The organism is Pseudomonas sp. DP-17, assembly GCF_022380625.1.
GTDB lineage: Bacteria > Pseudomonadota > Gammaproteobacteria > Pseudomonadales > Pseudomonadaceae > Pseudomonas > Pseudomonas nitroreducens_A.
The window spans coordinates 542,689-560,758 of sequence record NZ_JAKSXG010000001.1; the positions used below are offsets into that span (position 1 = coordinate 542,689).

Here is an 18,070-nt window from a genome sequence, read left to right on the forward strand (position 1 = left end):
GCACCGCGTCGACGCGCCCCGCAGTCACACACGGCGCCAGCTCGGGGGACCGAATGGGCCATCAGGCCACGACCTGGTTGCGCCCGAACGCCTTGGCTTCGTAGAGAGCCCGGTCGGCATGTTCGTAAATGCTGCGCAGCGGGTTGCCGGTTTCCGGCCACAGGCAGGAAACGCCAATGGACAGCGTCACCTCGTCTGCGGTCAGCGAGCCCTCGTGGGCGATGCCCAGCCCCTGTACTGATTCGCGCAATACCTCGGCGCGCTCTTTGGCCTCGCGCTCACTGGCGCCGTAGAGCAGCACCGCGAACTCTTCGCCGCCCAGACGCACCGCGATGTCCAGCGGGCGCCGGGCGCAGGCCGCAAGCACCTCGCCGATGCGCTGCAGCACGGTATCGCCGGCCTGGTGGCCATAGCGGTCGTTATAGGCCTTGAAGTGGTCGACGTCGCAGAGCAGCAGCGCCAGCCCCACGCTCTCGCGCTGGGCCTGTCGCCACAGGCGCTCCAACTGGCGATTGAAACTGCGACGATTGTGCAGGCCGGTCAGTGCGTCGTGCTCGGCCATCACTTTCAGCAGGCGGCTGATCAGGAAATGCTGGCGCGACTTGTAGTCCAGCAGGTAGCAACCCACCGCGCCGACCAGGTTGGCCAGCAGCAGGAACACCACGTTGCTGATCAGCTTGGCAGGCGGCAACCCCGCGTACAGCTCGAAGCCCACGTACGCCAGCAGGATCACCGAGGCGCAGCCCACCGCTTCGGCGAAGCGCAGGCCGATCAGGAAGTAGGCGGCCATGCTGACCAGCAGCAGGCCTTCATAGGGATAGCTCTGGTCGACCGTATGGGCGATGCCCGCCACGGCCGCCGCGCCAATGCCGACGCTGAGGATGCAGGCCAGGCTCAGCGGCACCAGCAGATGGATATGCCGGCGCTGCAGGATCAGCCCGCCACAGACGGTCAGCAGCACCAGCACGCCGATACGGACGGCGAGCATGTCCCAGTGTTCGGCAGTCCGGATCAGAAGGAAGTCGATAGCCGCCAGCGCCAGCCAGATCAGCACGCCGATGGTCAGCGCGGTGCGCTTGAGATCGAAGCTGTCCTCCAGCAGGTAATGGCGGTACTGGGTCTCGAGGTCGGGTTCGAAACGCAGGCGGCGAAAGCCCCGGGAGAGCTGTTCGGCGTAGGCATTGGAGCGGACATCGTCCAGCCAGCTTTGTTGTTGTGGCACGCTCACCTCTTCTCGTGGAGGTCTAAGTGCCACCATAGCGGTTCGGGACGGGCGTCACAAGTTTGTCGTTTTGTCCCGTCACGAAACTGACGGCACCAACAAGCGATGAGGCCTGACCACGGGTGTTTGCCGATCAGGCTTCCAGTTCGGCCTGCAGGGCGGCACGTACGCAATGCAGAACGCCCAGCGGCACACGCCCCTCGAACAGCTCGGCGATGGCGCTCACCGGAGGCAGCTCGCCGTCTTCGTCGAGGAAAGCGTCCTGCACCTCGCCCAACAGCTCCTCGGGCAGGTCCAGTGCCTGCTCCAGGGTCAGCTGCTGGCGGCCGATGGCTTCGGCCAGCAGGCTGTAGACGTTCTTCTCGCTGCAATCGAGCTGGCGGGCGATCTGCGCCGGGGTCATGCCGGCGCGGGCCAGGGTCACCAGCTCGTGGCGCAGGTCGGTGACCGGGGCCGGGGTGTCCGGGGCCTTGTCCGATTCGGTGAGCACATCGAGGAAGGCCTGGCCGTAGCGCTCCAGCTTGCGCGCACCGACGCCGCTGACCTGGGCCATGGCGGTGAGCGTGGTGGGCTGGCTGCGGAGCATTTCCAGCAGGGTGGCGTCGGGGAAGATGACGTAGGGCGGCACCGAGTGCTCTTCCGCCAGCTTGCGCCGCAGGGTTCGCAGGGCTTCCCACATCTCGCGCTCTTCCTGGCGCACCAGTTGGCTGGCCGGGCTGGCTCCGCCGGAGGAGGAAGACTTGCTGCGCTGCGGCTTGGGATCGCGGCGCAGGGCCAGCGTCTCCTCGCCGCGCAGCAGCGGGCGGCAGGCCTCGGTCAGGCGCAGACCATTGAAGCCGTCGACATCCACGTCGGCGAAGCCACGGGCGACCAGTTGACGGAACATTGTGCGCCACTCGTCCTCGCCACGGGACTTGCCGATGCCGAACACCGCCAGGTGCTGGTGGCCGACGCTGCGCACCTTCTCGGTGTCCTTGCCCAGCAGCACGTCCACCAGGTGGCCGACACCGTAGCGCTGGCCGCTGCGGTAGATGGCGGACAGGGCCTGGCGCGCCGGCTCGGTGGCGTCCCAGGTTTCCACGCCGTCGACGCAGATGTCGCAGTGGCCGCAGGGGTTGGGCATCACCTCGTCGAAGTAGGCCAGCAGCGCCTGGCGGCGGCAGCGGGTTTCCTCGCACAACGCCAGCATGGCTTCGAGCTTGTGCCGTTCGACGCGCTTGTGGCGCTCGTCGCCCTCGGAGTTCTGCATCATCTGCCGCAGCAGCAACACATCCTGCAGGCCGTAGGCCATCCAGGCGTCGGCGGGCAGGCCGTCACGGCCGGCGCGGCCGGTTTCCTGGTAGTACGCTTCCAGGCTTTTCGGCAGGTCCAGGTGTGCAACGAAGCGCACGTTGGGCTTGTCGATGCCCATGCCGAAGGCGATGGTGGCGACCATGATCAGCCCTTCCTCGTTGAGGAAACGCTTCTGGTGATAGGCACGCAGGTCGTTGGACAGCCCCGCGTGGTAAGGCAGCGCCGGGAAGCCCTGGTTGGAGAGGAACTCGGCGACCTCCTCGACCTTCTTGCGTGACATGCAGTAGACGATGCCGGCATCGCCGCGCCGCTCGGCGAGGAAGCCCAGGAGCTGCTTGCGCGGCTGCTCCTTGGGCACGATGCGGTAGAAGATGTTCGGCCGGTCGAAGCTGGAAAGGAACTGCTCGGCGTTCTGCAGGTGCAGGCGCTGGATCATCTCCTCGCGGGTGCGCATGTCCGCCGTGGCGGTCAGGGCGATGCGCGGCACCTCCGGGAACAGCTCGGCGAGCTGGCCCAGCTGCAGGTATTCGGGACGGAAGTCGTGGCCCCATTGCGATACGCAGTGCGCCTCGTCGATGGCGAACAGGCCGATCTGCAGGCGCTGCAGGAAGGCCAGCATGCGTGGCTGCACCAGGCGTTCCGGGGCCAGGTAGAGCAGCTTGATCTCGCCGCGCAGCAGGCGGTCGGCGATCTCGCGCTGGGCCTCAGGGCTGAGCGAGGAGTTCAGCGCCGCCACCGGCACGCCCAGCTCGTCCAGCGTGGCGACCTGGTCCTCCATCAGCGCGATCAGCGGGGACACCACCACCGTGAGGCCGTCGCGCAGCAACGCCGGGACCTGGAAGCACAGCGACTTGCCGCCGCCGGTGGGCATCAGCACCAGGGCATCGCCGCCGCTGGCCACGCGCTCGATGATCCGCGCCTGATTGCCACGGAAGGCGTCGTAACCGAAAACGTCTTTGAGGATGCGCTGGGCCTGGTCGAGCATGGAGGACTCCGAATGAAGCCGGGCATTATACGCAAGCGATCCGCCAGCGACCGGCACCTTGTCCGGGAAACTGCGGAAAAATCCGTCACATGCGTCCGAGCTCTGCATCGGAGCCCTGCGTCGGCGCGGGCTGCACGGGCATTTGGCTTTTGCCGCGGGCCGGCGGAAAGACTACAATTCGGGACCGATCACCTCCGAGGTAGTACCCGATGTCCTTCGCCGACCAATTGTCCCGCCTGCAAGCCTTTCTCGATGCCGATGACCTGCACGAGGAAGCCTTGGACTACGTGGCGGCACACGGCTACCTGACCGCCCTGGCAATCTGCCCGGAGGAAGTCCCGGAGCGCGAGTGGATCGACGCCCTGTTCGCCGAGCCGCCGCACTACCGCAACGAGGAAGAGCGCACCCAGATCGAATCCACCCTGGTCCAGCTCAAGGCGCACATCATCCGTCAGATGGCCGGTGACGAGGAGCTGGAGCTGCCGTGCGAGCCCTACCTGGGCGACGAGCCGGACGACTCCGACATCCGCGGCTGGTGCATCGGCTTCATGGAGGGCGTGTTCCTGCGTGAAGCGGTGTGGTTCGAGCAGGCCGAGGAGGAAGTCAGTGAGCTGCTGCTGCCGATCATGGTCGGTTCCGGCCTGTTCGACGAACAGCCCGAGTTCGACGAGATCGCCCGAGACCGCGGCCTGGTGGATGACATGGTCGCGCAGATCCCGGAGCTGCTGACCAACCTGTTCCTGCTGTGCCAGGCACCGGAAGAGAAACCTGCGCTGCTGAAGCCGCGCACTCACTGAAACCTGACCAGTAGCTGCTGCGCGTCGGCAATACTGCGTTGAAAACGGCCGAGGACTGCTCATTTACGGCGTGCAAACTCCGCGTCCTCGACCGCTTACGCCTTGTCTCGCGCCAGCTCGCGGGGTCCTGATCCAGGTTTGAACATGCCACGGGAAATCCGCCAAAGCCGCCACGCCTGGGTTCGCTACTGCCTGCTCGGCGTGGGCTGGCTCAGCGTGGCACTGGGCGTGATCGGCATCTTCCTGCCGGTGTTGCCCACCACGCCCTTCCTCCTGCTTGCCGCCGCCTGCTTCATGCGCAGCTCCCAGCGCTTCTACGACTGGCTGGTGAACCACCCGAAACTTGGCCCCTGGATTCGTGACTACCTCGACGGCGAAGGCATCCCGCTCAAGGGCAAGATCTACGCCATCGGGCTCATGTGGTGCAGCATCCTGATTTCCGGTTTCGTCGTTCAGCGCCCCTGGGCCTGGGCGTTCATGCTGACCAGCGCGACGCTGGTGAGCCTCTATCTGATCCGGCTGAAAACACGTCGACTGGATTGAATTCTCTGCCTGGGGAGAGCGAGAACGCCCGAGCGCCAAAGCCCTCAACCTGGCATACCTCCCCCTCTTCAAAGTGCGCGCCCCGCCCCTCGCGGCGCTGCACCCACTGGCGATACGCCAGCGCAAGTTCCCGAAGACCGCCTAGACTGCACTCATCCCACATGGAGCGCTGGCGATGCAGCCATCCCGAGGAGCCCTCAGGCTGTTCGCCAGCCCGCTGCGTCTGCGGGCCGGCGTCCTGCTACTCGCGCTCCTCGCGCTGACCGCCGGCGCCGCCTGGAATTTCGACGCCATCCTGAAGAACGCCCAGCAGCGCTACGGCAACCTGGGCAGCGCCAAGACCCGCATCGAATCCTGGGGACGTCTGATCCAGGACAGCGAGAATCTCGACGAGAGCGCCAAGCTCAAGGCGGTCAACGCCTTCTTCAATGGCGCCCTGGTATTCACCGACGACCGCACCGTCTGGCGCCAGGAGGACTACTGGGCGACGCCGGTGGAATCCCTCTACAAGGGCGCCGGCGACTGCGAGGACTACTCCATCGCCAAGTTCGTCACCCTGCGCCGCCTCGGGGTCGCCAGCGACAAGCTGCGCATCACCTACGTCAAGGCGCTGCAGCAGAACCAGGCGCACATGGTGCTTACCTACTACGCCTCCCCCACTGCCGAACCGCTGGTGCTGGACAACCTGATCCCGCAGATCAAGCCCGCCTCCCAGCGCAAGGACCTCCTGCCCGTCTACGCCTTCAACGCCGAGGGGCTGTGGCTGCCCGGCCCTGGCGGCGGCAAGCGCACCGGCGACAGCAAGAAGCTGTCGCGCTGGCAGGACCTGTTGACCAAGATGCGCGCCGAGGGCCTGGACCTCGACGAGACGCGATAGGAGAAAACCGGCATGTCATTGCTCAAGCAACTGTTCCTGGCGATCTGCCTGTTCCTCGTGGTGGCCTTCGCCGGCAGCTTCGCCGCCAGCCTGGAGAGCTCCCGCGAGCAGATGATCAGCCAGTTGCGCTCCCACGCCCAGGATGCCGCGACCGCGCTGGGGCTATCGCTCACCCCGCATGTGGACGACCCGGCGATGATCGAGCTGATGGTCAGCTCGATCTTCGACTCCGGCTACTTCGCCACCATCCGCGTGGTGAGCATTCCCGAGGGCAAGGTGATAGTCGAGCGCGACAGCGACACCCAGGACCAAAAGGTGCCGGGCTGGTTCGCCAGGCTGGTCAACCTCAAGGCCCAGGGCGGCGACGCGCTGATCATGCGCGGCTGGGAGCAGGCAGCGCGGGTCGAAGTGGTCAGCCACCCACAGTTCGCCCTGGCCAAGCTGTGGGACGGCGCACTGGGCAGCCTCGCCTGGCTGCTGGCCTGCGGGCTGGTCAGCGCCATCCTCGGCGGCTGGCTGCTGCGTACCCAGTTGAAGCCGCTGGACCAGATGGTGCAGCAGGCCCACGCCATTACCCGCCGCGAATTCCTCACCCTGCCCAAGGAGCCGCGCACTCCCGAACTCAAGCGCGTGGTGCAGGCGATGAACCAGATGGTCGACAAGCTCAAGGCATTGTTCGCCGAGGAGGCCACCCGCAGCGAGAAGCTGCGCGAGGAGGCCTACCAGGACAGCCTCTCGGGCCTGGCCAATCGCCGCCTGTTCGACGCGCGGCTGGATGCACAGCTGTCCCCCAGCGAACAGAATGCCGCCGGCTATCTGCTGCTGCTGCGCCTGAATGACCTCGCCGGACTCAACCAGCGCTTGGGCGGGCTGCGCACCGACGCGCTGATCCGCGACGTCGCCGAGCTGCTGGAGCGTCAGCGCGAAACCCACGGCACCCCGGACTGGCTCGCCGCGCGCAGCCGCGGCGGCGAATTCACCCTGCTAGCCCCCGGCGTCGACAGCGCCAGCGCCGAACTGCTGGCCGATCAACTCAGCGCCGCACTGGAAAACCTGCGCGGCACCGGTGCCAGCGATTGCAAACCGGTGGCGCACCTCGGCCTGGCGGCCTTCCGCCCCGGCGAATCCGCAGCCAGCGTGCTGTCCCGTGCAGACCAGGCGCTGGCGCAGTCGCAATCCTCGCCGGACCGCCCCTGGCAACGCCTGGACAGCTCCGGCGGCCAACCCGCACAGGACTCCCGCGCCTGGCGCGAGTGGCTCGACGACGCCCTGCAGAAGGGCAAGCTGCAGCTGTGGTTCCAGCCTGTGCGCACCTGCGCCGAGAACGGCGAACTGCTGCATCAGAAGGTCCTCGCGCGTCTGCTCGATCCCAAGGGCGAGGCCATTGCGGCCGGGCAGTTCCTGCCGTGGATCGAGCGCTTCGGCTGGTCCGCGCGCTTCGACCTGGCCATGCTCGAACACGCCCTCGCCCACCTTGCCCAGCAGCCAGTACCACTGGCGCTGTCGCTCTCGGCGGAAACCGTGCGCAGCGCCGAGCCCCTGCGCCAGTTGTTCGAGATTCTCCGTGCCCACCCGCAGGAAGCACAGCGGATGATCCTGGAAGTGGACGAGCGTTACCTGCCGCCGCCGGCCGAGCTGGAGAAGCTCGCCCAGTCGGTGCAGGACGTCGGCGCCAAGCTTGGCCTGCAGCACTTCGGCGGGCGCTTCAGCCTGATCGGCAACCTGACCCGCCTGGGCCTTGCGTACCTGAAGATCGACGGCAGCTACATCCGCGCCATCGACCAGGACAACGACAAGCGCCTGTTCATCGAAGCCATGTATCGCGCGTCCAACAGCATCGACCTGCCGCTGATCGCGGAGATGGTCGAGACCGAGGGCGAACTGGCCGTCCTGCGGGAGATGGGCATCGCCGGCGCGATGGGGCGGCTGGTCGGGGCGCCGAAGCCTTCGCAGAGGAATGGAGGGTAGAGGATCGCCGCGTGATCGGCTCCTACAGGGGAATGCCGTGCCATGCGGTTCGCGAGCAAGCTCGCTCCTACGAAGACCCACTCCGCTCTGGCTCTGGCGTTGGCTTTGGCTTTGGCTCTGAAGACTTCCAGGGAAATATCCGCGCACTCCAGACCGCCCCGTTCAGGAGGCCTCGTTGAATTGGAGTTTCAGGGGTTGAGCGACATGGATGTCGCGAGAGCGGCGATGGGCCAGGGATGGCCCTTCGACGCGTGCCCCTGAAACTTCAATTCAATGAGGGAATTTTTCGCCCCAAGCGAAAAACCGGATGTCCGGGGCAAGACCTTGCCTACTTTGGGGCGTTTGCCAAAGTAGGTCGCCCGAGGGGGCGAAACAAGAAGTCCGCGCGCCCGCCGAAGCGGCGCTGGATTCCCAACGACAAGCAAGAGCATCGTGGGCAAGGTCCGCTCACACCAACGTTGATCAGCTTCGCGAGCAAGCTCGCTCCTACAGGTAGCGAGCTGAAGTGTCAGTCCTTCTTGCTCTTCTTCGAACGCCCGTACGCCGCCTCCAGCGCATCGTTGATGGTCCTGAGCACCTTCACCCGCGCATAGCGCTTGTCGTTGGCCTCGATCAGCGTCCAGGGCGCTATCTCGGTGCTGGTGCGGTCGACCATGTCGCCCACCGCGTCTGCATAGAGGTCCCACTTGTCGCGGTTGCGCCAGTCCTCCTCGGTGATCTTGAAGCGCTTGAAGGCAATCGACTCGCGCTCCTTGAATCGCTCCAGCTGGGTTTCCTGGTCGATCGACAACCAGAACTTCACCAGCACGATGTTGTAGTTCGCCAGCTGCTCCTCGAAGTCATTGATCTCCGCGTAGGCGCGCAGCCAGTCGGCGTCGGAAGCGAAGCCCTCGACCCGCTCCACCAGCACGCGCCCGTACCAGGATCGGTCGAACATGGTGAACTGCCGGCGCGCCGGAATGTGCCGCCAGAAGCGCCACAGGTAGGGCTGCGCGCGCTCCTCTTCTGTGGGCGCGGCAATCGGCACGATGCGGTATTGGCGTGGATCCAGCGCGTCGGTGACACGGCGGATGGCGCCGCCCTTGCCCGCCGCGTCGTTACCTTCGAACACGGCAATCAGCGAGTGGCTGCGCAAGCGCTTGTCGCGCATCAGCGTGGCCAGGCGCGCCTGCTCCTTGGCCAGTTGCTCCTTGTACTGGTTCTTGTCCAGTGACAGGCTCAGGTCCAGCGCATCCAGCAGGCCCTTGTTGTCCAGGCTGGACACCAGCGGCGCGGCGTGGGGCTGCGGGGTCGGGCGGTCCTTGCGCTTGAGCGCGGCCTGCAGGCTCTCGAGGAGGGTGCGGCCGACCGTCAGGCTGCGGTAGCGCTCATCGGAACCCTCCACCACATACCAGGGCGCATAGTCGCGGCTGGTGCGGCGCAGCACGCGCTCGCCATAGCGTACGAACTTGTCGTAGACCTCGCTCTGCTTCCAGTCGATCTCGCTCAGCTGCCAGCTGCGGCTCGGGTCGTTCTCCAGCGTCTTGAGGCGCTCCTTGAGCTGCTTCTTGGAGAGGTGAAACCAGAACTTGAAGATCAGCGCGCCTTCGTCGGAGTACATCCGCTCGAAGCGCTCGGCGTCGTTGATCAGGCCGTCGAGCTGGCTGTCCTTGATCTCCCCGGTGACGCGCGCATAGAGCATCTGGCTGTACCAGTTGCCGAAGAAGATGCCGGTCGTGCCCTTGGGCGGCAGGCGCCGCCAGAAGCGCCACTGCGGTGGCCGCGAGAGTTCCTCGTCGGTCGGCAGGAGGAAGCTTTCCACCCGGATCAGGCGCGGGTCCATCCACTCGTTGAGCAGCTTCACCGTCTCGCCCTTGCCGGCGCCCTCGATGCCGTTGATCAGGATGATCACCGGGAAGCGCGCCTGCTGCTTGAGCTCGTACTGCGCCTCGAGCAGGGCCTCGCGCAATACTGCGACTTCCTTCTCGTAGGTTTCCTTGTCGATGGAATGACCGATCTCGGCGGATTCGAACATGCACCTCTCCTTGTTTCGAAGTGAGTAAAAGGTAGCGGAAGTGACGCAGGCTGTCTGCGCGATGGATCGGCTAAACTGCCGCCTTCGTTTCCCTGCCCTGCCCTCCTTCATGCCAGACATCAGCAGCGCCCAGATCGACTGGGACGAGAACGGCCAGCCCAGTTCCCGCGTCTACGGCGACGTGTACTTCTCCCGCGACTCGGGCATCGCCGAGACGCACCACGTGTTCATCGACGGCAATCGCCTGCCCGAACGCTTTGCCGCGCTGCCTGCCGGCGGGCGCCTGTGCATCGGCGAGACCGGCTTCGGCACCGGGTTGAACTTCCTCTGCGCCTGGCGGCTGTTCGAAGAACGCGCGCCGAACGATGCGCGGCTGCACTTCGTCACCACCGAAAAGTACCCGGTGACGCGGGAAGACCTGCGCCGCGCCTTCGCCCTCTGGCCGGAGCTGGCGCCGCTGTCGGCGCAGTTGCTGGAGCAGTACGTGGCGATCAACCCCGGCTTCCAGCGCTTCGTCTTCGCCGCAGGCCGCGTGGTGCTGACCCTGCTGGTGGGCGACGTGGTGGACACCCTTCCCGAGCTGGACGCGCGCATCGACGCCTGGTTCCTCGACGGATTCTCCCCGGCGAAGAACCCGGAGATGTGGAACGACGCCCTCTATGCCCAACTCGCCCGTCTATCGGGGCCGGGTACGACCATCGCCACCTTCACCAGCGCCGGCTTCGTCCGCCGGGGGCTGGGCGCGGCCGGCTTCAAGATCCGCCGCACCCTGGGCTTCGGCAAGAAATGGGAGATGTCCCAGGGCGAATTCATCGGCGTCGAACAGCCGGCCGGCAAACCCTGGTTCAGTCGACCTGCTCGACCCAAGGGTGCGCGGGAAGCACTGGTGATCGGCGGCGGCATGGCCGGTTGCGCCAGTGCCGCCAGCCTCGCCGCCCGGGGCTGGCAGGTGACGTTGATCGAGCGCCATGCGGGTCTCGCCGAAGAAGCCTCGGGCAACCCGCAGGGCGTGCTGTACCTGAAGCTGTCCGCCCACGGCACCGCACTGTCGCGGCTGATCGTCAGCGGCTTCGGCCACACGCGGCGGCTGGTCCAACGCCTGCATAAGGGCGCGGAATGGTCCGATTGCGGCGTGCTGCAACTGGGCTTCGATGAGGCCGAGAGCCAGCGCCAGGCCAAGCTGGCCGAGGCCTTTCCGGCCACCCTGCTGCGTCAGCTGGACAAGGCCGAGGCGGAATCCGTCGCCGGCATCGGCCTGCCCGCCGGCGGCCTGTTCTACCCCGAAGGCGGCTGGGTACATCCGCCCGCGCTGTGCCGACATCTCGCGCAGCATCCGAATATCCGCGTGCTGACCGGCGAGGAAGTCCGCCTGCAACGCGACGCCGATGGCTGGAGCGCCTGGAGCGGCGAACAGAAGCTCGCCAGCGCGCCCATCGCCATCCTCGCCACCGCCGCCGAGGTGCGGCGCTTCGACGGGGCCCAGACGCTGCCGATGAAGCGCATCCGCGGGCAGATCACCCGCGTGCCGGCCACTGCCCAGAGCGCCTCGCTGAGTACCGTGGTCTGCGCCGAAGGCTACGTCGCCCCGCCGCGCCACGGCGAGCACACCCTGGGCGCCAGTTTCGAATTCAAGCGAGACGACACTGAGCCATCATTGGAAGAACACCTGGGCAACCTCGACCTGCTGGCGGAGATATCCACAGACCTGACCGAGCGCCTGCAAATCGCCCTGCTCGATCCGGCAATGCTGCAGGGCCGCGCCGCCTTCCGCTGCACCACGCCGGACTACCTGCCGCTGGTGGGCCCGCTGGCGGATCGCGAAGCCTTCGCCCAGGCTTACGCAGTGCTCGGCAAGGACGCGCGCCGGGTGCCGGAAACGCCCTGCCCCTGGCTCGAAGGCCTGTATCTGAACAGCGCCCATGGCTCGCGCGGCCTGGTGACCGCACCGCTGGCCGGCGAACTGCTGGCGGCCTGGATCGACGACGAGCCGCTGCCCGTGCCACGCGCCGTGGCCGAGGCCTGCCACCCGAACCGTTTCTTCCTGCGTGACGTAGTGCGCGGCCAGAAGAACTCCTGAACACCTCGCGGTCCATCGATGGGGCCGCGACCAGCCTCCAGAGCGGACCACCGACATGGATGCACTGCTGCTTGAATCCTCCGCCATAGGCCTGATCCTCGGGCTGCTGCTGGGTCTGACCGGCGCCGGCGGCTCGCTGGTGGCGCTGCCCCTGCTGCTCAGCCTGCACCTGCCACTGCACGATGCCATTGGCGTCAGCCTTGGGGCCGTGGCACTGTCGGCGGCCATCGGCGCAGTACCGCGCGCACGGCAGGGCCAGGTGGCGTGGAAGCCGTTGTTCTGGCTGGTGATCACCGGCTGGCCGGGCAACGCTGTCGGCCAGTGGCTGGGCAAGCTCGTGCCGGACGCCTGGCTGATCGTCGGCTTCTGCCTGCTGGTGCTGTGGTCGGCCTGGCGCATGTGGCAGGGCTCCAGCCAGCCGCGCGCGTGCAACCAACCGGTGCGCAACGGCCCGCTGCTGGGCGTGGGATTGGCGGTGGGGTTGCTGTCCGGCCTGATGGGCGTGGGCGGCGGCTTCCTGATCGTGCCGGGGCTGTTGTGGTTCACGCCGCTGTCGATGCTGGCGGCGACCGCGACCTCGATGGCGGTGATCGCGCTGGTGTCCGGCGGCGGCTTCCTGCTCTACCTGACCCATGCCCAACCGCCGCTGCCGTTGCTGGCGTGCCTGGCGGCGGGCGGTGCGCTCGGCGTGCTGTTGGGCAATCGCCTGGCGGTGCGCCTGGGCGGCGCGACGCTGCAGCGCCTGTTCGCGCTGATGCTGGTGGCGGTCAGCCTGTCGCTGGCCGCGCAGAAGCTGATGCCCTCGTAGTGTTCAAAACGCCCTAGAACTCTTCTTCCTCGGCGCCAGCCCCCGGCGTCTCGAACAGCTCAGCAGCGCGCAACAGCCCGGCGAGGATCGCATGCTGCTCCCACTCGGGCAGGCCGGCAAAGCGCTCCAGGGCGTGCTCGGGCAATAGCGTCGGACCGTTGCGCAACGCGTGGGTGCCCTCCTCCTCCAGGCTCAGCCACTGCTTGCGGCGGTCATCGTCATCGCGCCGGCGCGTGAGCAACCCCTTGCTTTCCAGGCGGGTCAGCGCGCTGGAGATCGATGACTGCGACAACGCCACCTGCTGCGCCAACTGACCAGCGGTTATTTCCCCTTCCAGCTCCACCACCTGCAGGATCAACAACTGCAACGGCGTCAGTTCGCCATCGCGTCCCAGGCTCTTGGAATGCACTTCCGCCGCCTGCTGCAGCCGTCTCAGGGCCTGCAACATCGAGAGTGCGTGGGCGTTGCGCATCGAAGTCTTGCTCTCGGCCATCTCAGTCCACCTGCTGCTCCGTCACTTTTCCTCAATGAAATCAAATAGAACTCTCGCCAGATCACCGGGTCATCCCCTAAGGCGTCCTTGAGACGTCACCCACTTCATCCCCAACGGAGATCCGGTAAGGACATGTGCGGAATAGCAGGAGAACTACGTTTCGATAACCAGGCTGCGGACCTTGCCGCAGTCGAACGCATCACCCATCACCTCGCCCCGCGAGGCCCCGATGCCTGGGGCTTTCACAGCGAAGGGCCCGTCGCCCTGGGGCACCGGCGCCTGAAGATCATGGACCTGGCCGAAGCTTCCGGTCAGCCGATGATCGACACCTCACTGGGCCTGTCGCTGGTGTTCAACGGGGCAATCTACAACTACCCCGAACTGCGCAGCGAGCTGGAAGCGCTGGGATACCGCTTCTTTTCCGGTGGCGACACCGAAGTACTCCTGAAGGGATACCACGCCTGGGGTGAACAACTATTGCCACGCCTCAATGGCATGTTTGCCTTTGCCATCTGGGAGCGCGACAAACGGCGCCTGTTCATCGCCCGCGACCGCCTCGGCATCAAGCCGCTGTACCTGTCGCAGACCGGCCAGCGCCTGCGCTTCGCCTCCAGCCTGCCTGCGCTGCTCAAGGGCGGCGACATCGACGCGACACTGGACCCGGTGGCGCTCAACCACTACCTGAACTTCCATGCCGTGGTGCCCGCGCCGCGTACCCTCCTGGCGAAGGTGCAGAAGCTGCCGCCAGCGACCTGGATGGCCATCGATGCCCAGGGCCACGTCGAGCGCCAGCGCTGGTGGAACCTGGATTACGGACCGCTGCCGGACGAACGCGAACTGACCCTGGACGACTGGGAAGACCGCCTGCTGAACAGCCTGCGCGACGCCGTGAGCGTGCGCCAGCGCGCCGCACGCGAGGTCGGCGTGCTGCTCTCCGGCGGCGTCGATTCCAGCCTGCTGGTCGGCCTGCTGCACGAAGCCGGGGTCGAAGACCTGCTGACCTTCTCCATCGGCTTCGAAGATGCCGGCGGCGAGCGCGGCGACGAGTTCCAGTACTCGGACCTGATCGCCAGGCGCTACGGTACCCGCCACCACCAGTTGCGCATCGACGAAAACGAGGTGATTTCGCAGTTGCCGGCGGCCTTCCGCGCCATGAGCGAACCAATGGTCAGCCACGACTGCATCGCCTTTTACCTGCTCTCGCGGGAAGTCTCGAAGCACTGCAAGGTGGTGCAGAGCGGCCAGGGCGCCGACGAGCTGTTCGCCGGCTATCACTGGTACCCGAAAGTCGCCGGTGCGAAGGACCCGCTGCAGGCCTACCGCGCGGCCTTCTTCGACCGCAGCCACGGCGAGTACCTGGACACCGTCCGCGAAGCGATGCGGGTGGAGGACGTGGCCAGCGAATTCGTTCGCGAGCACTTCGCCCAACCCGGCGCGGAAGACCCGGTAGACAAGGCGCTGCGCCTGGACAGCACCATCATGCTGGTGGATGACCCGGTCAAGCGCGTGGACAACATGACCATGGCCTGGGGCCTGGAGGCTCGCGTGCCGTTCCTCGACTACCGGGTGGCAGAGCTGTCGGCGCGCATCCCGGCGCGCTTCAAGCTCGGCGATGGCGGCAAGCAGGTACTCAAGGCGGCGGCGCGCAAGGTGATCCCCAGCGAGGTCATCGATCGGCCCAAGGGCTATTTCCCGGTACCGGGCCTCAAACACCTGCAAGGCAATACCCGCGCCTGGGTCAGCGAACTGCTGATGGACCCGAGCCAGGACCGCGGGCTGTTCGAGCCGGCAATGTTCGACCGCCTGCTCAGCGACCCCGCCACCGACCTCACCCCACTGCGCGGCTCCAAGTTGTGGCAGCTGGCGGCCCTCAACCTCTGGCTGACGGAACAAGGCCTCTAGAGCCCGGCGGCGTCGGGTACGACGCCGCCTTTCCATCAGCCCAGGACAGATGCCTTATCAGGGAGCGCAAGATGAAACCCCATTCCAACCTGCCCCACCCGCACAACCAGCGCCTGCTGCGCGGCCAGACGCCGACCTACGAGCGCTTGCAGGCGCGGCTCGCCGGCGACCACACCGAAAGCCTCGGCCCGCTGATCCTGCAGTGCGGCTGGGGTCGCTTGCTGATCGGCCACACCTTCTCCAGCCCCGACAAGCTTGCCGCCGAGCTGCTCAACGAACAGCCCGGCGAACGCGACATCGCCCTCTACGTGGCCGCCCCGCAGCAGGTGCTGGCCCACGCCCCGCAGCAGCTCTTCCTCGACCCCTCCGACGCGCTGCGCCTGTGGTTTACCGACTATCGCCCGGCGCGCCGGCCCTTCCGCGGCTTTCGTATCCGCCGCGTGCACAGCGACGACGACTGGGCGGCGATCAATCGCCTGTACCTGTCGCGCGGCATGCTGCCGGTCGACCCGTCCAAGGTCACGCCGCGCCATCAGGGCGGCCCGGCCTACTGGCTGGCCGAAGACGCCGAGACCGGCACGGTGATCGGCACCGTCATGGGCATCAATCACGCCAAGGCCTTCCGCGACCCTGAAGGCGGCTCCAGCCTCTGGTGCCTGGCGGTGGATCCGCAGTCCAGCCGGCCAGGGGTCGGCGAAGCGCTGGTGCGTCACCTCATCGAACACTTCATGAGCCGCGGCCTGGCATACCTCGACCTGTCGGTGCTGCACGGCAACCAGCAGGCCAAGTCGCTGTACCGCAAGCTGCGCTTCCGCGAGCTGCCGACCTTCGCGGTGAAGTGCAAGAACGGCATCAACCAGTCGCTGTTCCTCGGCCCCGGCCCGGAACAGGGTCTGAATCCCTACGCCCGGATCATCGTCGACGAAGCCCATCGTCGCGGCATCGAAGTGCAGGTGCAGGACGCCGACGCCGGTCTCTTCACCCTCACCCAGGGCGGCCGGCGCATCCGCTGCCGCGAGTCGCTGTGCGACCTCACCAGCGCCGTGAGCATGAGCCTGTGCCAGGACAAGACCCTCACCCACCGCGCCCTCGACCGCGCCGGCCTGCGCCAACCGCAGCAGCGCCTGGCCGGCAGCGCGGAAGAAAACGCCGCGTTCCTCGAAGAGCACGGCGCGCTGGTGGTCAAGCCGGTGGACGGTGAACAGGGCCAGGGTGTCGCCGTGGACCTGCGTACGCCGGAAGAAGTCGAGAACGCCATCGCCCAGGCGAAGCAGTTCGACACCCGGGTGATCCTCGAGAGCTACCACGCCGGCCAGGACCTGCGCATCGTGGTCATTGGCTATGAAGTGGTGGCTGCCGCCATCCGCCGCCCGGCCGAGGTGATAGGCGATGGCCGGCACAGCATCCGCAAGCTGATCGAAGCGCAGAGTCGCCGTCGCCAGGCCGCCACCGGCGGCGAAAGTCGCATTCCGCTGGACGGCGAAACCGAGCGCACTCTCGCCGCCGCAGGCTTCGGCTACGACGACGTGCTGCCCAGCGGGCAACGCCTGGCCGTGCGGCGCACCGCCAACCTGCATACCGGCGGCATCCTCGAAGACGTCACCGAGCGTCTGCACCCGACGCTCGCCGACGCCGCCATCCGCGCGGCACGGGCCCTGGAGATTCCGGTCACCGGCCTCGATCTGCTGGTCACCGAGGCCGACCAGCCGGACTACGTGATCATCGAAGCCAACGAACGGCCCGGCCTGGCCAACCATGAGCCGCAGCCCACCGCCGAGCGCTTCGTCGACCTGCTCTTCCCGCTCAGCCGCGAACTGCTGCACCGAGACAACCGTGACCAGCCTCACCCCAACGAGGAGGCCCCGGCATGAGTCAACTGCCACAACCGGACCTGAACTACCTGCAGCGCGTGCTGCTGGAAATGCTCGCCATCCCCAGCCCCACCGGCTTCACCGATACCATCGTGCGTTATGTCGCCGAACGGCTGGAGGAGATCGGCGTCCCCTTCGAAATGACCCGCCGCGGGACCATCCGCGCGACCCTGCTGGGCCGGCGCAAAAGCCCGGACCGCGCGGTCTCGGCGCACCTGGACACCATCGGCGCCATCGTCCGCGAGATCAAGCCCAACGGCCGCCTGGCACTGGCGCCGGTGGGCTGCTGGTCGAGCCGCTTCGCCGAAGGCAGCCGGGTCACCGTATTCTGCGAAAACGGCGTGTTCCGCGGCAGCGTTTTGCCGCTGATGGCCTCGGGACACGCCTTCAACACCGCGGTGGACACCCTGCCGATCAGTTGGGACCACGTCGAACTGCGCCTGGATACCTACACCGCCAGCCGCGCGGACAGCGAATCCCTGGGCGTGGCCATCGGCGATTTCGTCGCCTTCGACCCCCTGCCGGAATTCACCGAGAGCGGCCACATCAGCGCCCGCCACCTCGATGACAAGGCCGGCGTCGCGGCGCTGCTCACCTCGCTCAAGGGCATCGTGGAAAGCGGCCTGGTGCCGCCGATCGATTGCCACCCGCTGTTCACCATCACCGAGGAAATCGGCTCCGGCGCGGCCGGCGCGCTGCCCTGGGACGTGAGCGAATTCGTCGGCATCGACATCGCACCGGTGGCCGAGGGACAGAACTCCAGCGAGCACGCGGTGAGCGTCGCGCTGCAGGATTCCGGCGGTCCCTATGACTTCCATCTTTCACGCCATCTGCTGCGGCTGGGCGAACGTCACGAAGTCCCGGTGCGGCGCGACCTGTTCCGCTACTACCACAGCGATGCCCAGTCGGCGATCACTGCCGGCCACGACATCCGCACCGCCCTGCTGGCCTTCGGTTGCGACGCCACGCACGGCTACGAGCGCACCCATATCGACAGCCTCGCCGCACTGTCGAAGTTGCTCACGGCCTACATGCTCAGCCCGCCGGTGTTCGACAGCGACGCAGAGCCCAGCGAGGGCACACTGGAGCGCTTCAGCAAGCAGCTGGAGCACCCGGTGCACATGGAAAGCACCACCCATGTGCCGCCGGTGGACGAGCTGATCGACAGCGGCGATGGATCGTCCGACAAGGGCAAGACCCCGGACGGGAACAACGACTGA

At 66.8% G+C, this 18,070-nt stretch carries 13 protein-coding genes; 9 read left to right on the top strand and 4 right to left on the bottom strand.

The window, feature by feature from the left end:
* Positions 1–61 precede the first annotated feature (61 nt).
* The gene (locus MJ122_RS02480; protein WP_239742111.1) at positions 62–1,258 is read right to left on the bottom strand and encodes a GGDEF domain-containing protein; all 1,197 of its coding nucleotides are present in this window, start codon (positions 1,256–1,258) and stop codon (positions 62–64) included.
* A gap of 97 nt (positions 1,259–1,355) precedes the next feature.
* Positions 1,356–3,500 carry a DNA helicase RecQ gene (recQ, locus tag MJ122_RS02485; RefSeq protein ID WP_239742113.1) on the bottom strand — a complete coding sequence of 715 codons (2,145 nt, stop codon included), beginning with the start codon at positions 3,498–3,500 and terminating at the stop codon, positions 1,356–1,358.
* A gap of 209 nt (positions 3,501–3,709) precedes the next feature.
* Here recQ and MJ122_RS02490 point away from each other — a divergent pair, with 209 nt between their 5' ends.
* The 4 genes from MJ122_RS02490 (at position 3,710) to lapD (ending at position 7,685) form a co-directional block, all read left to right on the top strand.
* A complete protein-coding gene (locus MJ122_RS02490; RefSeq protein WP_017521924.1) occupies positions 3,710–4,297 on the top strand; it encodes a YecA family protein in 588 nt (195 codons plus the stop codon).
* 144 nt (positions 4,298–4,441) lie between these two features.
* Positions 4,442–4,840 (top strand): YbaN family protein, encoded by a 399-nt coding sequence (locus MJ122_RS02495; protein WP_088417029.1) that lies wholly within the window; start codon positions 4,442–4,444, stop codon positions 4,838–4,840.
* 175 nt (positions 4,841–5,015) lie between these two features.
* Entirely contained in the window at positions 5,016–5,717 is a 702-nt protein-coding gene (lapG, locus tag MJ122_RS02500) for a cysteine protease LapG (protein ID WP_239742116.1), read from the top strand.
* Between the two features lie 12 nt (positions 5,718–5,729).
* The gene (gene lapD, locus MJ122_RS02505) at positions 5,730–7,685 is read left to right on the top strand and encodes a cyclic di-GMP receptor LapD (RefSeq protein WP_088416564.1); all 1,956 of its coding nucleotides are present in this window, start codon (positions 5,730–5,732) and stop codon (positions 7,683–7,685) included.
* A gap of 508 nt (positions 7,686–8,193) precedes the next feature.
* Here lapD and pap read toward each other — a convergent pair.
* On the bottom strand, positions 8,194–9,699 hold the full coding sequence (pap, locus tag MJ122_RS02510) for a polyphosphate:AMP phosphotransferase (protein WP_239742118.1): 1,506 nt from the start codon (positions 9,697–9,699) through the stop codon (positions 8,194–8,196).
* 109 nt (positions 9,700–9,808) lie between these two features.
* On the opposite strand from pap, the gene mnmC reads away from it, so the two are divergent.
* Both mnmC and MJ122_RS02520 read left to right on the top strand, forming a co-directional pair.
* Entirely contained in the window at positions 9,809–11,776 is a 1,968-nt protein-coding gene (mnmC, locus tag MJ122_RS02515; RefSeq protein WP_239742120.1) for a bifunctional tRNA (5-methylaminomethyl-2-thiouridine)(34)-methyltransferase MnmD/FAD-dependent 5-carboxymethylaminomethyl-2-thiouridine(34) oxidoreductase MnmC, read from the top strand.
* A 55-nt stretch (positions 11,777–11,831) separates the two neighbouring features.
* Positions 11,832–12,584: a sulfite exporter TauE/SafE family protein gene (locus MJ122_RS02520; protein WP_088416562.1), complete on the top strand. Its 753-nt coding sequence runs from the start codon at positions 11,832–11,834 to the stop codon at positions 12,582–12,584.
* 13 nt (positions 12,585–12,597) lie between these two features.
* On the opposite strand, the gene MJ122_RS02525 is transcribed toward MJ122_RS02520, so the two are convergent.
* Complete coding sequence (locus MJ122_RS02525; protein WP_088416561.1) at positions 12,598–13,077, bottom strand: MarR family winged helix-turn-helix transcriptional regulator; 480 nt, start codon at positions 13,075–13,077, stop codon at positions 12,598–12,600.
* Between the two features lie 132 nt (positions 13,078–13,209).
* Here MJ122_RS02525 and MJ122_RS02530 point away from each other — a divergent pair, with 132 nt between their 5' ends.
* The 3 genes from MJ122_RS02530 to MJ122_RS02540 all read left to right on the top strand — a co-directional run bounded on the left by MJ122_RS02530 (position 13,210) and on the right by MJ122_RS02540 (position 18,070).
* Positions 13,210–14,979, top strand: a complete 1,770-nt coding sequence (locus tag MJ122_RS02530) for an N-acetylglutaminylglutamine amidotransferase (RefSeq protein ID WP_088416560.1) — start codon at positions 13,210–13,212, stop codon at positions 14,977–14,979.
* A gap of 71 nt (positions 14,980–15,050) precedes the next feature.
* A complete protein-coding gene (gene ngg, locus MJ122_RS02535; RefSeq protein ID WP_088416559.1) occupies positions 15,051–16,850 on the top strand; it encodes an N-acetylglutaminylglutamine synthetase in 1,800 nt (599 codons plus the stop codon).
* Positions 16,847–18,070: an osmoprotectant NAGGN system M42 family peptidase gene (locus MJ122_RS02540; protein ID WP_088416558.1), complete on the top strand. Its 1,224-nt coding sequence runs from the start codon at positions 16,847–16,849 to the stop codon at positions 18,068–18,070. The genes ngg and MJ122_RS02540 overlap by 4 nt, the downstream gene beginning before the upstream one ends.

Bases quoted from the DNA above. Each gene is read 5' to 3' on its own strand.
- MJ122_RS02480 (WP_239742111.1), bottom strand. From the start codon at position 1,258: ATGGTGGCACTTAGACCTCCACGAGAAGAGGTGAGCGTGCCACAACAA.
- recQ (WP_239742113.1), bottom strand. From the start codon at position 3,500: ATGCTCGACCAGGCCCAGCGCATCCTCAAAGACGTTTTCGGTTACGAC.
- MJ122_RS02490 (WP_017521924.1), top strand. From the start codon at position 3,710: ATGTCCTTCGCCGACCAATTGTCCCGCCTGCAAGCCTTTCTCGATGCC.
- MJ122_RS02495 (WP_088417029.1), top strand. From the start codon at position 4,442: ATGCCACGGGAAATCCGCCAAAGCCGCCACGCCTGGGTTCGCTACTGC.
- lapG (WP_239742116.1), top strand. From the start codon at position 5,016: ATGCAGCCATCCCGAGGAGCCCTCAGGCTGTTCGCCAGCCCGCTGCGT.
- lapD (WP_088416564.1), top strand. From the start codon at position 5,730: ATGTCATTGCTCAAGCAACTGTTCCTGGCGATCTGCCTGTTCCTCGTG.
- pap (WP_239742118.1), bottom strand. From the start codon at position 9,699: ATGTTCGAATCCGCCGAGATCGGTCATTCCATCGACAAGGAAACCTAC.
- mnmC (WP_239742120.1), top strand. From the start codon at position 9,809: ATGCCAGACATCAGCAGCGCCCAGATCGACTGGGACGAGAACGGCCAG.
- MJ122_RS02520 (WP_088416562.1), top strand. From the start codon at position 11,832: ATGGATGCACTGCTGCTTGAATCCTCCGCCATAGGCCTGATCCTCGGG.
- MJ122_RS02525 (WP_088416561.1), bottom strand. From the start codon at position 13,077: ATGGCCGAGAGCAAGACTTCGATGCGCAACGCCCACGCACTCTCGATG.
- MJ122_RS02530 (WP_088416560.1), top strand. From the start codon at position 13,210: ATGTGCGGAATAGCAGGAGAACTACGTTTCGATAACCAGGCTGCGGAC.
- ngg (WP_088416559.1), top strand. From the start codon at position 15,051: ATGAAACCCCATTCCAACCTGCCCCACCCGCACAACCAGCGCCTGCTG.
- MJ122_RS02540 (WP_088416558.1), top strand. From the start codon at position 16,847: ATGAGTCAACTGCCACAACCGGACCTGAACTACCTGCAGCGCGTGCTG.